Below are 14,523 nucleotides of genomic sequence, written 5' to 3'. Positions count from 1 at the left end.
CCGCCGGTCTCCTACCGGCGGCGGCCTTTTCGTATTTTCACGCAGGAGATCCTTGCCTATGAGCGCGCCAACCAGTGACGATAGCCATCTGTGGGTGACGTGGGACGACTACAACCGCTTGATCGAGCGCCTGGCCTTGCAGGTGCATCAGTCCGGTTGGGAATTCGACAAGATTCTGTGCCTGGCGCGTGGCGGCATGCGCGTTGGTGACGTCATGTCCCGCATTTTCGATGTGCCGTTGGGCATTCTGGCGACCAGCAGCTACCGCGAGGCCGCCGGCACCAAGCAAGGCGACATGGATATTGCGCAGTTCATCACCATCACGCGCGGCACGCTGTCCGGGCGGGTGTTGCTGGTGGACGACATGGTCGATACCGGCAAGACCTTCATGAAGGTGTACGACCACCTCAAAAGCCAGTTCGCCGACATCACCGAATTGCGCAGCGCCGTGCTGTGGTGGAAGGGGCATTCCCAGGCGCAGCCCGATTACTACGTCGACAAGCTGCCGACCAACCCCTGGATCCATCAGCCGTTCGAGGATTACGACAGCCTGCGTCCGCACCAGCTGGAAGCCTGGATCCGCAAGGGTTCGAAGGGCTGAAATTATAGGGGGGACGGATGGTCTGGCGATCCCCGCCGCCCATGCGCGGCGCGATCATGCGAGGGCAGGGTGCCAGACTGTTCCCCCGGTAGTCAAAATAGCCATGACCATGCTAGAATCGCTGGTTATCGCTAAACCGAACTTGGCTTGTTACTCTTTAGGTAGTCTTTGGGTAACGCAACCGGCCCTGGAGACTCTTGCCAGTCAGCAGCCAGCCGGCCCTAGAGCCAGCCGATTTTAGGACTTTAGCGCTGCAAGGCTCTTGGCGCTGGCGCGCTGGAAGCGAAGAGGCCGGCGGGCAGGGAATCCTGTGCGCGGGGCTCTTGAAATCTTGGTCCGGACAGCATGCGCGATTACTATTGTCGCGTGCGTAGTCTGCGGCCTGAGCTTACAGGCGGTTCGCCGTCCGGAACCACGTGGCGTTGCTGGTAAGCAAGCCAGGTTTGTCATCAACTTTTGTTACCCTACAAGCAGGCCAATCACTTTATGCCTATCGTTCGACTGAAGGAAAACGAACCGTTTGAAGCCGCTCTGCGCCGCTTCAAGCGCACCATCGAAAAGACCGGTTTGCTCACCGAACTGCGCTCGCGCGAGTTCTATGAGAAGCCCACGGCCGAGCGCAAGCGCAAGCACGCCGCCGCTGTGAAGCGTCACTACAAGCGCATCCGTAGCCAGCAACTGCCCCCGCGCCTGTATTGATTTCTGATTCCCGAATCTATTGATTCCAGAATCATTCATCCAGGAATTACTCGCCCGGGTCGACGTTGTCGATGTAGTCGGGCGATACGTGCAGTTGCGAAAGGGTGGGGCCAACTTGCTTGGCCTGTGCCCCTTTCATAACGAAAAAAGTCCGTCGTTCACTGTCAGTCCCACCAAGCAGTTCTATCACTGCTTTGGCTGCGGAGCGCATGGCAGCGCCATCACCTTCCTGATGGAACACACGGGCGCCAGTTTCCCCGAGGCCGTGCGCACGCTCGCGGCTTCGGCGGGAATGACGGTCCCCGAAGAAAATCGCAGTCCCCGCCAGCAGCAGGAAACCGCGCGCCGCAAGGCCGAGGAGTCCCGCCATACGCAGGTGCTGGACGCCGCTCAAGCCCATTACCTGAAGCAGTTGCGCGCATCGCCCGCCGCGATCCGCTATCTGAAGCAGCGCGGGCTGACCGGCGAGATTGCGGCGCATTTCGGCCTGGGCTGGTCCGGCACGGACCGGCATGGGCTGTCGCAGGTTTTTCCGAATTACGAAGATCCCACGCTGGTGGAGTCGGGTCTGGTCATCGAGTCCGAAGACGGGCGGCGCTACGATCGCTTCCGCGAGCGGGTCATGTTCCCGATCCGCAATGCACGTGGCAGCCTGATCGGCTTTGGCGGCCGCATCATCGGCAAGGGCGAGCCCAAGTACCTGAATTCGCCGGAAACGCCGCTGTTTTCGAAGGGCCAGGAGCTGTACGGCCTATGGGAGGCCCGCCAGGCGATTCGCCAGGAAGGCCAGGTCATCGTGGTCGAAGGCTACATGGACGTAGTCGGACTGGCGCAGCAGGGTATCGCCAATGCTGTCGCGACCTTGGGCACTGCCACCACGCCGGACCACGTCAAGAAGCTGTTGCGCACCAGCGACAAGGTCATCTTCAGTTTCGATGGCGACGGCGCGGGCCGTCGCGCCGCGTGGCGTGCGCTGCAGGCGTGCCTGCCGGTGCTGCGCGACGATATCGCCATCCGCTTCCTGTTCCTGCCGGCCGAGCACGATCCGGACTCGTACGTGCGCGAACTGGGTGCCGAAGCCTTCCGCGCCTGCCTGGGCGAGGCGGCGGCGCTGTCGCGCTTCCTGCTGGATGAGCTGGCCTCGCGCCACAACATGGACGAGGCCGAGGGGCGCGCCAGTTGCCTGCATGAGGCCAAGCCACTGCTGGCTTCCATTCCCGAGTGCGCTCTGCGCGTGCAGATCGAACGGGAAATGGCCAGGCTGGTGCAGCTGACGCCCGAAGAAATGGCCCAAGTGCTGGCGCAACAGCCGGCCAAGCCGTTTGGCGCGCCGGCCAGGCCGGCGGCGGCCGAGGCAGGGACAGGGGGAGGCGCGGTGGTGCCGCATGACGGCGGCCCGGCGGATGCCGGCTACGATTTCGGTGGTCATGAGTTCCATGACATCCCGGCCGAAGAAGGGGACTATGCCGACTATGGCCAGTTTGCTTCGCAGGGCAGCGGCGAGCAGGGCGGTGCCTGGCATGGCGGCGCCGGTCAGCACGACTGGAAAGGCAAGGCCGATTGGAAAGGCAAAGGCGACTGGAAGGGCAAAGGCGACTGGAAGGGTGGCAAGGGCAATTGGAAAGGCAAGCGAAATGAGATCGGCGGCTTCGAAGGGCGCCGCACCATGCCGTCGCTTGCCAAGCGCTTACTGAGCCTTTTGCTGGCGCATCCGGAGCTGGTGGACTCGATGGGAGACCAGCAGCTTGAAGTCATCGATCACGGCCCCCATCTAGGGTTGGTAAGGGACCTGATCATGCTGGCTCAATCCAGTGGTGCGCGTCATGTGGGTGCCCTGCTGGAGGCTGCCGAGCCTGATTCGGACTTGGCGACGGTGCTCAAGGGCTTGCGGGCCGATATCCTGTCGCAGGAAGATCTGCCGGATCCGCAGACGGAATGGGACGACGCCCTGCGTCGTATCGAGTTTGATTCCGCCAAGGCGGAAATGGCCAGATTGGCGGCGGCCGGCCTGGCCTCGGAAGAGGCGCGCAAGCGCTATCTGGAGTTGTCCAGTCGCATGCTGGTGCTCAAGGGTGCCGGCATACGCTAAATGCGGTAAAATCAAGGGTTTTCCGCCGCGCAAGGTTGGCCAGCCGTTTGATGCCCGATGGGGTCCGGGGCCGGGGTCTGGGGTCCGGGATGGGCGCTGACGGGTTTGGGGCCGACAAGTTTGGCGTTGACCAGTGAGAGGCGATATGTGGGGCTGTATGGCTGATATGGGGCCGGTATGGCCTCGATGTGGCAGGCGGAATGTTCTTTCCGGCGGACGGAATCTATTTCGGTTGCTGGAATCTAATAGTTTTAGGGTTTGATGGGCGAATCTGCTGGGATCCAGCCAAGGATCGGCTGACGTGTTTGCCGGATTGGTGATGGTACCGAGATTGGGTGGGGGCTCCCGGGGGAGTCGTCGGGGCGGGAAAGCTCCGGTACCCGCGCAAAAGGGCGGATGTGTGCATCAAACTTGTTACATAGTTAATTAATATAGCTGAGCGGTGAATCACGCAGTCCGGCGGCGGTTGTCTTCGCGTCGCGTCTGAGGTTTGGGTGCTGTGTCTATCCAGCTGCCAAGGGCAAGGCCCGACAGGCAAGCAACGCCTATTTATAGGCAGGCAGCCCCCCTCGACGCCCGGGACCCGCCGCGGGATGAGGCCATGTACGTCAGGCGTCCGTCCGGTATTGCACCGAAATGGCGCCAGGCGGGCTCGCAAGAGCCGGCGCTGCGACCAACGCAGCCGCAGGGTTTCCGCCGATTCACCTGATTTACCCGCTAGGATGCCGCGCCGGGCCCGTTGCCCGGCGGTGGCGCCACGCGGTGCAACATGCCCGAACGGGTTGCGACGACCACGGAAGCGACTATGACCAAATCCACCGGCAAATCCTCCTCTGCAATTGACGCCACCGACACTCCGGCCACCAAGGCCAAGCGCGTCGTGAGCATGGCGGCGGAAAAAGCGCCCGCCAAGACGGCGGTGAAGGTCGCCAAGCCTGCCGCCAAGACGGCCGCCAAGAAAGCGGCGGCAAAGACGGCGGCGGCCGACAAGCCTGAGAAGGTGACCAAGGCTCGCGCCAAGAAGGCCGAGGACAAGCTCGCCGACCTGGTCGGCAGCGCGCGTCCGGCCCCCAGCGGCCGCCGCCCGGGGCGCCCGGCCAAGAATGCCAACAACGATTCCGACGGTTTCGACGATTCGATGGACGGCGAAGGCGAAGTCCTGCCGGACCTGAAGCCGCCCAAGCGCGGCGGCAAGCGCGGCAAGGCCGACCCCAAGGACCTGATCGCCCGCGGCCCGGTCTCGGCCGAAGAATACGAAGCCCGCCGCAACCGCCTCAAGCAGCTGATCAAGCTGGGCAAGGACCGCGGCTACCTGACCTACGGCGAAATCAACGACCATCTGCCTGATGACCTGGTCGACGCCGAAGCCATCGACGGCATCATCAGCACCTTCAGCGACATGGGCATTGCGGTCTACGACCAGGCGCCCGATGCCGAAACGCTGCTGATGAGCGAAAACGCGCCGGTTGCGTCCAACGACGATGACGTCGAAGACGAAGCCGAAGCCGCGCTGACCACCGTGGACTCCGACTTCGGCCGCACCACCGACCCCGTGCGTATGTACATGCGCGAAATGGGCTCGGTGGAACTGCTGACGCGCGAAGGCGAAATCGAAATCGCCAAGCGTATCGAAGACGGCCTGAAGCACATGGTCATGGCCATCTCGGCTTGCCCGACCACCATCAACGAGATCCTTGCGCACGTCATGCGCGTGCGTGAAGGCCAGGCGCAGATCGATGAAGTGGTCGACGGCCTGGTCGATCCGGAAGACGGCGAAGAGTACGCCGGCGCCGGTGTCACCGCCGACGAAGACGAAGGCGACGACGGCCCCGCCGGCGGCATGTCCAGCAAGCAGTTGGAAGACCTGCGCGTGAAGGCGCTGGCCAAGTTCGACGAGGTTGGCAAGCAGTTCGACAAGATGCGCCTGTCGTACGAAAAGGACGGCTACAAGTCGGACATCTACGTGCGCGCGCAGGAGTCGATCCAGAACGAACTGATGGGCATCCGCTTCACCGCCAAGATGGTCGAGAAGCTGGCCGACACGTTGCGCAGCCAGGTGGAAGAAGTGCGTCAGCTCGAGCGCGCCGTCCTGCACACGTGTGTGGACCGTGCCGGCATGCCGCGCACGCATTTCATCAAGGTGTTCCCGGGCAACGAAACCAACCTGCAGTGGGTCGTCGACGAAGTGGCCGCCGGTCATCCGTACGCTGAAACGCTGGAGCGCCAGATCCCCGCCGTGCAGGAACTGCAGCAGAAGCTGATCGACCTGCAGACCCGCGTGGTGCTGCCGCTCAAGGACCTGAAGGACGTCAACAAGCGCATGGCCACTGGCGAAGCCAAGGCCCGCAAGGCCAAGCGTGAAATGACCGAGGCCAACCTGCGCCTGGTGATCTCGATCGCCAAGAAGTACACGAACCGCGGCCTGCAGTTCCTGGATCTGATCCAGGAAGGCAACATAGGCCTGATGAAGGCCGTGGACAAGTTCGAGTACCGTCGCGGCTACAAGTTCTCGACCTACGCGACCTGGTGGATCCGTCAGGCCATCACCCGTTCCATCGCCGACCAGGCGCGCACCATCCGTATCCCGGTCCACATGATCGAAACGATCAACAAGATGAACCGGATCAGCCGCCAGATCCTGCAGGAAACCGGCGCCGAGCCGGATCCCGCGACCCTGGCGCAGAAGATGGACATGCCCGAGGACAAGATCCGCAAGATCCTGAAGATCGCCAAGGAGCCGATCTCCATGGAAACGCCCATCGGTGACGACGACGATTCGCACCTGGGCGATTTCATCGAGGACACCTCGACCCTGGCGCCTTCCGATGCCGCGCTGCACGGTTCCATGCGCGACGTCGTCAAGGAAGTGCTAGACTCTCTGACCCCGCGGGAAGCCAAGGTGCTGCGCATGCGTTTCGGTATCGAAATGAGCACTGACCAGACCCTGGAAGAAGTGGGCAAGCAGTTCGACGTCACGCGTGAGCGCATCCGCCAAATAGAGGCTAAAGCGTTGCGCAAGCTGCGTCACCCGAGCCGGGCCGACAAGCTGAAGAGCTTCCTGGAAGGGCAGTAAGTTTCCTGGGCCTCTAGCTCATGCCTGGTTAGAGCAGCGGACTCATAATCCGTTGGTGCCGAGTTCGACTCTCGGGGGGCCTACCAAAGAACAATGCGGGTCTCGGAGCAATCCGAGACCCGTTTTGTTTTCCGCAATCCTTGTACAGGTCTGTAGGCAGGTAATCCTGACTGAATGCCGGGGGACGTCTCCCGGGAACTGCTCAGCATCGGCGCATGCCTGCGCCAGGGCGATCCAGCCGTTGGGCATTTTCCGCTGGCGTCAGCGCTGGGTGATGCGTTGCGGCTCGAGCCCGCTGAAAGGGTTGTGGCGCTCGCGTGCTGCCGATGACGACCTGCGGGTCTGGCCGCTCCAGCAACGCCTGGATTCGGCGTTCTGCTGGTGCTTCACTACCTGACGGCTTCGGTGGGTGAGGCTTTCCGCGGGGTCGCAATGCGCGAGGAGTCGTTTTCCAGTTAGGCTATTTGATTTTCGTTGATAATGAGCCGGAAACTTGCGGTCGTAGTCAAACACTTGATAGAGGTGTTGGTCGCGTGGGAAAAGCTGTAACTACGCTGGTTTTTGCTGCCGGCCTGCTGTTCGCGGCGGCGGCGCCGATCTATCTCGGGCTGGAGCTGCTTACGCATTTTGCTGTCGAAAAGGCCAAGGTGCAGGCACGCGGATTGTCCGAGGCGCTGCTGGCGCGCGCCGACAGCGTGACGCGGCAACTGGAGGGCGTGAGTGGATCGCTCGGAGGGCTCAGCGGCACGTTGCCCTGTGCCTCGTACATCCAGTCCGAAATGGGGCGTTTGGTATTGCAGTCGCCTTTGCTGCGCGCGATTGCCTATACCGAGGGGAGCCGGATTCTCTGCTCGTCGCTGGGACGCAGCCTGGATGGCACGGATCTGGGCGCGCCGGACTTCGTTTCGTTGCAAGGCATACGCGTTTGGCCGGAAGTGGTGCTGCCGGCCGCGCCGAACCTGCGCTATATCGCGCTGTCACGCAACGGCTACACCATCTTCCTGAACCGCGGTGACCTGGTCAGTTCGGCGATGCTGCTCGAGCCTTCGGCGACGTTGGGATTGTTCTACCCGGGCAATACCAATCGCTTCTTCGGGTTCGGGTACGTGCAGCCCGAATGGTTGCAGGAGGCCGCCACCCGCCACGCCACCGTGACTGAGATGTCGGGCACGGTGGTCGCGCTGGCGCCGTCGCGCACGTTCCAGCATGTGGCGCTAGTGGCCATTCCGCGCGATGCTTATCTGCACAGCCTGACCGCGACGCGCTGGGCGGTGGGCGTGGCCGGGGCCATGGCAGGCCTGATGCTGTGCGGTGTGATGGTCTGGCGGCAACGCCGCGTGCAGGACTTGCCGCATTTACTGCGCAAGGCGATCAGGAAGCGTGAGTTCTATCTGGCCTATCAGCCCATCATCGATATCCAGACTGGTAAGTGGATTGGCGCGGAAGCGTTGCTGCGCTGGGAACGCCCGTTCGGCGCGGAGCCTATCGGGCCGGACGTTTTCATTCCGGCTGCGGAAAAACTCGGCCTGTCGGAAGAGATCGCGGCGCAGGTGTTCGAATTGGCGGCGCGGGACATTCCAGAGATTGCCGCCCGTGTGCGCGGCTTTTACGTTTCCCTGAATATCTCCGCGACCGAAGTGCGGTCGGGCTCGGGCCGCAGCCTGGTGCAGCGGCTATTGCAGGCCACCGGCATGCCGCCGGAGTTGCTGCTCATCGAATTGACCGAGCGTGGCTTGCTGGAGGCGAATGCGCGGGAAACGATCAGCGCCATACGCGCGATGGGGGTGAGGGTGGCGATCGACGATTTCGGAACCGGCTATTCCAGCCTGGCGTATCTGGGGTCGTTTCCGGTGGACTATCTGAAACTCGACAAAGTGTTCACCCAAGGCATGGTCGAGCAGGGCCCCAAGCGCACCGTGGCGATCCAGATCATCGACCTGGCGAGATCGCTTCATCTGGACGTGATCGCCGAAGGCGCGGAAACCGGGGAACAGGTGCAGGCGGTTGCCGACCATGGGGTGTCCAAGGTGCAGGGCTGGTACTTCGAACGGGCATTGCCCCTGGACGAACTGCTCGACGCGCTGTTGGCCAGGGGGGGGCGTACCCTCAGGAGCGGGGCGATGGCCGAGTCGCAACCATGACCGAAGCTGGCAATCCGCGGTTGGCCAGCGCGATTCTCGCCATCGGCGCGGCGGTGGCGGCGCCCTTGATGCTCTATCCGGCGCTACGGGTTGCCGGCTTGCTGGCCGTGCGCGCGCAGAAGACCTGCGTGTTTTGAGCGGGGGGCGTTCCTCGGTATTGACGAGGGCAATGGGACAACGGGCGTGGACAGATCGCCCTGTATATAAGAATAAAAAAGTTACATATTTTGCAAAGATCTTAACAGTAGTTAAAAGCTTTCCTTAATTTGTCCCCATTTACAGGCCTATATTCCTGACCCGTAGCTAAATTTCACAAAAAAAATACTTCAGCTGGTTACGCGCGTTGCGCGGACCACGGCGTATCGGGGACGGCTTCAGAGCAAAGGCCGTGGCCGATTGCCGCGCGTCCGCGCGGCCATGCCGTACCCAGTTTTCATCCATGCAAATTCTACACACGCTCTCTGGCCCGAACCTGGGCGGATTGGAGTTTCGCGTTCTGGATCAGGCGCGCTGGCTCCGGGACCAAGGCCATGCCGTGGCCATCGCCGCGCCGCCCCAAAGCGAAACCCTGAAACTGGCGCGCAGTTGGGGCTTGGCGACTATCGGCATGGACTTCAATTCCCCATATTCGTGGTCCGGCGCAATGCGGTTGCGGCAGCTCGTGAAGGATCTGCGCATTCAGGTCATCGATGCGCATGGCACGCCCGATGCGAAGGCCAGCGCGTTGTGCCGCGACCTCTGCTCGCTGGTGCGCACCTGGCATTTTTCCCGGCCGCTGCGCACATCCTGGCGCCGCCGGCTGGAATGGCGCCTGGGTTGCCACAGAGTCATCACCACCAGCCAGGGCGGGGCGCGAAACATCATCACGGCGGGCTTTGCGCAGGCGCGCCGTATCAGTGTCGTCGGCGAATGGGCTGAACAGGGCTTTTTCGTGGAGACGGACAAGCCCGCATTGCGATCCGCCGCCCGCCAGGCGCTGGCCATCGATCCGGCCGCGTTCGTGGTCGCGACTGTCGGCATGCTGCGCCCGGACAAGCGGCAGGAAGATCTGCTGCGCGTGGTGCATGTCCTGCGCCAGCGCGGCCTGCCGGCGCGCGCGCTCGTGGTGGGGGCGCCGACGCGCGCGACGCTCTCGTATGGTCAGCGCTTGCATGAGCTGGTGGCCGAATTGAGCATCGGCGAATACGTGACATTCGCCGGGCATCGCGAAGACACGGCCTCTATCATTCATGCCGCCGATGCGGTGCTGGTACCGTCGATCAACGAGGCCTGGTCGCGCGTCGTGCCGGAAGCGTATGCGGCACGATGTCCGGTAGTGGCCAGCGCGGTCGGCGGGTTGCCCGAGATTGTGCATTCCGGTGTGACCGGCTGGCTGGCGGCGGCCGGCGACGTGGAAGGGTTCGCCGATCACTTGTCCCGGATCTGGTTGCATCCCGGCGAAGCGTTGCGGGTTGCCGAACAGGCCCGGCGCTTCGCTGATCGTCACCTGCTGCTGTCGCAAAAAATGGCGGAAACCTTGGAGGCCTACGAGGCGGCGATGGATCGGGCCCTGTCGTCCAGGAAGGTGGCGGTGGCCGCTTGAGTGATCGCCGGGCGGGTGGCGGCGCCAGGCTGTGGGATGGCCCCGGCGGTTGGCATGGCCGGCCAGGCCGGCGAAATGACCGCCTGTAGATGACGCTGCAGGCGGCCTCTTTGTTGCCACGCCACGCGCCGTATGGCTCAATGGCGACGCCGCCGCACCATGCGGCTAAAACAGCGCATCACCGCCGCCACAGTCGTGGCTTCACGCCAGTATTTGCGGCGCAGCCCGCGCAATGGCAACCACCAGGGCTTGACCACGATGTTATCGGCCCAGGCTGGCCGCCAGCGCGGCATGTTGCGGGGGCGGTCGACGATGGTGACGGTCGGCAGGCCACAGCACGAGGCCAGGTGGCCGATGCCGGAATCCGTACCGATGAACCAGCCGGATTCGTAGACCTTGGCGGCGACGCCGTCGATCGAGGGGGCCTCGACCAGGCCGGCATGGGCCTGTTCCAGTAGTGGCAGCCAGAATGCGCGCTCTGACGGCGCCAGTACGAAGCTCGGCTCGTAGCCCATGGTGCGCAGGCGGCGGGCGACGATGACGTATTTGCCGGGCGTCCAGCAACGTTCGGCTTCGCTCGAGGTGGGATGCAGGATGACGCGTTTTTCGTGGCGTCGCGCCTGTAGACCCGCGGGCGCCCGCAGGCCATTGTCATGATGCCATTCGGTCAAGCCGAAGGCATCAATAGAGAACCGGCGGAATTCATCCAGGATGCCGTTGGGCGATGTGTGTTTGGACGGCGCGGCGCGGATCTTGCCCCACTCCTTGGTGCTCAGGAAGCGCCGACAGACGCGGGAGAGCCCGTCGAACGGGCTGTCGGGATCCATTTGCACGATGGTGTCGTATCCGGCCAGGTCGGTGATGTCCGACGGCAGGGGCTGGATGTCGAAGTCCGGAAACCACTTGCGCAAGGCATAGCCGTGGATGCCATAGACGGATAGGTCGTGGCCGGCCTTGCGCAGGTTGTTGGCGAGCGTCATTTGATATAGCGTATCGCCAAGCCGGTTGGACAGCACCAACGCCAGCTTGCCGGTCGCGATGGAATGAGCGTTGCTCACGATCGATTTTTCCTCGTAGCTTTTTGCTGCGGAGGATAACCGATCCTATGGTTTTTTCCGGGGGAGGCAACACGATGCGAGGCCGGGTGGCCGGAGCCCGGCCCGGCCGCTAGCCACCTGACCGCGGTGCGATGCGGTTCAGCCAGCGGCGCACGGGGGTCGAGAACCAGCGCGCCACCAGCCCTCCCAATATCGCCGACGACAGGATCGCCAGCACGCTGGCCGCGCTCAGGGCCCCCGCGCGCCACCAGGTTGCGACCTCGCCGCCGGAATTGCGGCACGATGCGGCGGTCAGCAACAAGACCGGGAACATATGCGTCAGGTAGATCTCATAGCTGTTGCGGCCCGCCCATCGCATGGGCGCCAGCAAGGCGGGCTTGGCGGGACGCAGGCGCAGGCTCCAGCCGACCAGCAGGCAGGCGACGCCGATTTCCAGCAGCGTGATATGAAGGCCCAGGGCGGTCAGCTCCAGCGTGGCGGTGGCCTGGCGCAGAAAAAACACCAGTACGAAAAATAACGCGCCGATCGGCCACAACGCCCGGCGCAGGCCTGGGTGTCCTTCGGGGCGTGAGGCATACAGCGCCGCCAGGCAGCCGATGGCGATACCGCCTATGCCGGACAGGCAGGCATGGACGCCCCAGTTTTCGTTGCCGCCGAAGGCGATGCGCGCGAACGGCCCGAGCATCGCGATCAGCAGCAACGCCGCCGCCAGCGCGTGCCTGCCTGCCGGCCGCGACAGCAGGCAGAGCAGCGGAAATGCCAGATAGAACGCCTGTCCGAGCGATAGCGACCACAGCGGGTTCCAGGCTTCGGGCGAGTAGCCAACCGTTGCGTCGAGTTTGTCCATGTGCAACGCCGGCGCGCCGGCCGCGGCCTGGGCTAAGTGGCTGTTGCCGATGAGGAAATCGGGCAGTTCCCGCAGGTGCGGGCCGAGCGGCAGCGACACCAGTAGCAGACAGGGATAGAGGCGAGCGCAGCGACGCCAGAGAAAGGCGCCCCATGGCAGGCTCTGAAGGGAACCCCAGCGCTGGATGGACGTGTGTGTGATGAGAAAGCCCGAAATCACGAAGAAGATGATGGCGCCGTAGTATCCGCTGTGAAAAACCAGGTTGAAGAGGGGCGCAGGCAAAACCTTGCCGAGCAGGCTCTGTTCCTGGGGAATATGGATCTGCACATGTTGCAACACCACGCAGAGGATCGCGGCGCCTCGCAAGGCATCGATGGCGGGGATGCCCTGCGCGGGGCTGGCGGCCCCGGGCGGTGCGGCTTGGGCAAGCATCGGTCGGTCTGTCCTGGTACGGAAAGGCGCCATGCTAGCCACGGTGCTGTGAGGGGATTGGGCGACTGTGTATAGATTTTGTAATGCCGCCAGGGCCGGCCCGGTCCGAAAATGGAAGAGCGCCCCAGCTCGAGATGAGTCTGGGGCGCTCCTGCCGGGCTTCGCACGCGATGGGTGTCAGACAGCCCGACAAATTCAATCTACTGCCGCGCCAGAGGCTGGGCAATAGGGAAAACCCGATAAAAATTAGAGGGTTACAACAATTGCCGGACTCCCGTCCGGCGCCGGAGCGGCGGGATGCGGCAACGCCGCGCCGCGTTGTCCGATGGATGTGACGCCTTTATCCACCTCGGCATCCGCGAATGGTGGCGTCTCGCCATAGCGCCGACACTGAGCCCTCGATTCATTGTTTGGGGAGCGCGGCAGTGTCGGAATATCGTAAGCGTCAGGCCGGACAGGGCATGACGGAATACATCGTGGTGGTGGCGCTGGTGGCGGTGGCTGCAATTGCCGTCTATCAGTATTTGGGGCAGGTCGTGCGGGCCCAGACAGCCGCCATGGCCCGCGAATTGGCGGGCGAGGACGGCAGTGCGCAGTCGCGCGCCGCGCAAGCCGCGGTGCGCAAGGCCGCCGGGCAGGCCAGTGTACGGACGCTCAAATCCTACACCGGCAACGCGGTGGCGGCGCCATGAAACGGCATGTCCCCGGCCTTTTGCCGCGCGCCGGACAGCACGGCCAGGTACTGGTGCCGGGCCTGTTGCTGCTGGGGGGGCTGGCCGCAGTGCTGGTCATGTCCTACGGTGTGGGGCGGACGGTCGAGTCGCGGACGCGCCTGATCCACGCGGCGGATGCCGCGGCCTTCAGCGGCGCGCTGGAACAGGCCCGCCAGCTCAATTTCCTGGCCTACGCCAACCGCGCGCAAGTGGCTCACCAGATCGCGATGGCGCACCTGGTGACGCTGGGCGCATCGATGGCATTTGCCGATACGTTGGCCGGCCAGCATCGGCGCAACAATCCACCAGAACACCTGCTCGCGACGCTTTTCGGCCGCGAGGTGGCGCAGTCCTATCGCGTGGCGCGCGCCGACCCGCAGGTTCTGGCTGACCTGGCACGGGCCTATGCCGAGCACGATCGCGTCGTGCACGACGTGCTGGCGGCGGGGTCGGCAGCCGTCGTGGCCGGGTTGCCCGCGGCGCGTGCGCGGCTGGTGCGGGCGGTGCTGAGGGACAACCTGGGTGGCGGCGAGTCCCCGGTTTTCCGCTTGTCGCACGATGACTGGCCGGGATATGTACGGCGCCGCGCCGCTACACGGGGCAGCGGCTTGTGGTTGGCGGTCGAACTGGCGGCGGCCCGCTACGCTTTTCTCGGCCGGCGCGACGCAACGCGGAGCAAGGCACTGCCGGGCGGCATGCGGTGCCCGCAAGCGCCCCATGCCCTGCGGCGCCGTGGCTCGACCTGGTTGGGCTCGGATGGACGTTGGGGAGCGATCGACACGCAGTCGTTCCATTCCTCGCGGCAGAATCGCTGGGCGGGTTGCTATTACCGCGAATACAGCATGGGGTGGGGCGCCGTCTTGGCGCCTGACGCCAAGGCGCCGCCAGGGGTGGAATACGTGGCCTCTGCGCCCACCGCCTTTACCGCGCAGGATTTCTGGCATTGGGTGCGGCAGTCGACCACCTGGGACTTGCGCGCCGGCACGGGCACCCCGCTGGCCAATTCCTATGCCATGGCGGGGGCCCGGCGTTGGCCCGGGCGGGGATTGCCTGACGACTACGAGGTGGCGAAGGATGCCGTACCGCTGCGTTTCACGCTGACCGTGCGCCAGGAACGGCAGGTGGCGATGCGTGCGCGGGCCGGGGACGAGCGTGCAATGTCGAGCGCTCGCCTGGACGGACCCATGGCGATCACGGTCAGCAGCAGCGCCGAGACCTACTTCTCGCAGCCCTCGGCGCATTCAGGTGGCGGTGACGGGCTGGCGCCCCTGTTTCGTCCGTATTGGCT

11 protein-coding genes and 1 tRNA gene are annotated in these 14,523 nt (G+C 64.0%); 10 read left to right on the top strand and 2 right to left on the bottom strand.

What is annotated here, in order from left to right; translation table 11 throughout:
- The first annotated feature begins 58 nt into the window (after positions 1-58).
- The 8 genes from AC6LKG_RS25205 (at position 59) to AC6LKG_RS25170 (ending at position 10,185) form a co-directional block, all read left to right on the top strand.
- Positions 59-601: a phosphoribosyltransferase gene (locus AC6LKG_RS25205; RefSeq protein WP_006387865.1), complete on the top strand. Its 543-nt coding sequence runs from the start codon at positions 59-61 to the stop codon at positions 599-601.
- Between the two features lie 486 nt (positions 602-1,087).
- Positions 1,088-1,300 carry a 30S ribosomal protein S21 gene (gene rpsU / locus AC6LKG_RS25200; protein ID WP_006218592.1) on the top strand — a complete coding sequence of 71 codons (213 nt, stop codon included), beginning with the start codon at positions 1,088-1,090 and terminating at the stop codon, positions 1,298-1,300.
- 19 nt (positions 1,301-1,319) lie between these two features.
- Positions 1,320-3,389, top strand: coding sequence for a DNA primase (gene dnaG / locus AC6LKG_RS25195; protein WP_498169477.1), 2,070 nt, complete (start codon positions 1,320-1,322; stop codon positions 3,387-3,389).
- Positions 3,390-4,194: 805 nt separating this feature from the next.
- Positions 4,195-6,462 carry an RNA polymerase sigma factor RpoD gene (gene rpoD, locus AC6LKG_RS25190; protein ID WP_498169476.1) on the top strand — a complete coding sequence of 756 codons (2,268 nt, stop codon included), beginning with the start codon at positions 4,195-4,197 and terminating at the stop codon, positions 6,460-6,462.
- A gap of 7 nt (positions 6,463-6,469) precedes the next feature.
- Positions 6,470-6,548 (top strand) — tRNA-Ile (locus AC6LKG_RS25185).
- A 447-nt stretch (positions 6,549-6,995) separates the two neighbouring features.
- Entirely contained in the window at positions 6,996-8,603 is a 1,608-nt protein-coding gene (locus tag AC6LKG_RS25180) for an EAL domain-containing protein (protein WP_498169474.1), read from the top strand.
- Positions 8,600-8,740, top strand: coding sequence for a hypothetical protein (locus tag AC6LKG_RS25175; protein WP_498169471.1), 141 nt, complete (start codon positions 8,600-8,602; stop codon positions 8,738-8,740). Before AC6LKG_RS25180 ends, AC6LKG_RS25175 begins: the two co-directional genes overlap by 4 nt.
- Before the next feature lie 302 nt (positions 8,741-9,042).
- Positions 9,043-10,185, top strand: a complete 1,143-nt coding sequence (locus AC6LKG_RS25170) for a glycosyltransferase family 4 protein (RefSeq protein ID WP_498169469.1) — start codon at positions 9,043-9,045, stop codon at positions 10,183-10,185.
- Positions 10,186-10,322: 137 nt separating this feature from the next.
- On the opposite strand, the gene AC6LKG_RS25165 is transcribed toward AC6LKG_RS25170, so the two are convergent.
- Positions 10,323-11,243, bottom strand: coding sequence for a glycosyltransferase family 9 protein (locus AC6LKG_RS25165; protein ID WP_498169467.1), 921 nt, complete (start codon positions 11,241-11,243; stop codon positions 10,323-10,325).
- Positions 11,244-11,352: 109 nt separating this feature from the next.
- On the bottom strand, positions 11,353-12,522 hold the full coding sequence (locus tag AC6LKG_RS25160) for an acyltransferase family protein (RefSeq protein ID WP_498169465.1): 1,170 nt from the start codon (positions 12,520-12,522) through the stop codon (positions 11,353-11,355).
- A gap of 461 nt (positions 12,523-12,983) precedes the next feature.
- Here AC6LKG_RS25160 and AC6LKG_RS25155 point away from each other — a divergent pair, with 461 nt between their 5' ends.
- Both AC6LKG_RS25155 and AC6LKG_RS25150 read left to right on the top strand, forming a co-directional pair.
- Positions 12,984-13,214 carry a hypothetical protein gene (locus AC6LKG_RS25155; protein ID WP_427985626.1) on the top strand — a complete coding sequence of 77 codons (231 nt, stop codon included), beginning with the start codon at positions 12,984-12,986 and terminating at the stop codon, positions 13,212-13,214.
- On the top strand, positions 13,211-14,523 hold a 1,313-nt coding region (locus AC6LKG_RS25150), incomplete at its 3' end, for a hypothetical protein (protein WP_498169462.1). The genes AC6LKG_RS25155 and AC6LKG_RS25150, both read left to right, overlap by 4 nt.

The organism is Achromobacter sp. 46006 (genome assembly GCF_059761975.1).
The sequence above is the reverse complement of the archived record's forward strand: the minus strand, read 5'-3'. Positions and strand labels throughout refer to the sequence as shown.

Excerpts from the sequence above, each read along its gene's own strand:
- AC6LKG_RS25205 (WP_006387865.1), top strand. The coding sequence starts at position 59 with ATGAGCGCGCCAACCAGTGACGATAGCCATCTGTGGGTGACGTGGGAC.
- rpsU (WP_006218592.1), top strand. The coding sequence starts at position 1,088 with ATGCCTATCGTTCGACTGAAGGAAAACGAACCGTTTGAAGCCGCTCTG.
- rpoD (WP_498169476.1), top strand. The coding sequence starts at position 4,195 with ATGACCAAATCCACCGGCAAATCCTCCTCTGCAATTGACGCCACCGAC.
- AC6LKG_RS25175 (WP_498169471.1), top strand. The coding sequence starts at position 8,600 with ATGACCGAAGCTGGCAATCCGCGGTTGGCCAGCGCGATTCTCGCCATC.
- AC6LKG_RS25170 (WP_498169469.1), top strand. The coding sequence starts at position 9,043 with ATGCAAATTCTACACACGCTCTCTGGCCCGAACCTGGGCGGATTGGAG.
- AC6LKG_RS25160 (WP_498169465.1), bottom strand. The coding sequence starts at position 12,522 with ATGCTTGCCCAAGCCGCACCGCCCGGGGCCGCCAGCCCCGCGCAGGGC.
- AC6LKG_RS25155 (WP_427985626.1), top strand. The coding sequence starts at position 12,984 with ATGACGGAATACATCGTGGTGGTGGCGCTGGTGGCGGTGGCTGCAATT.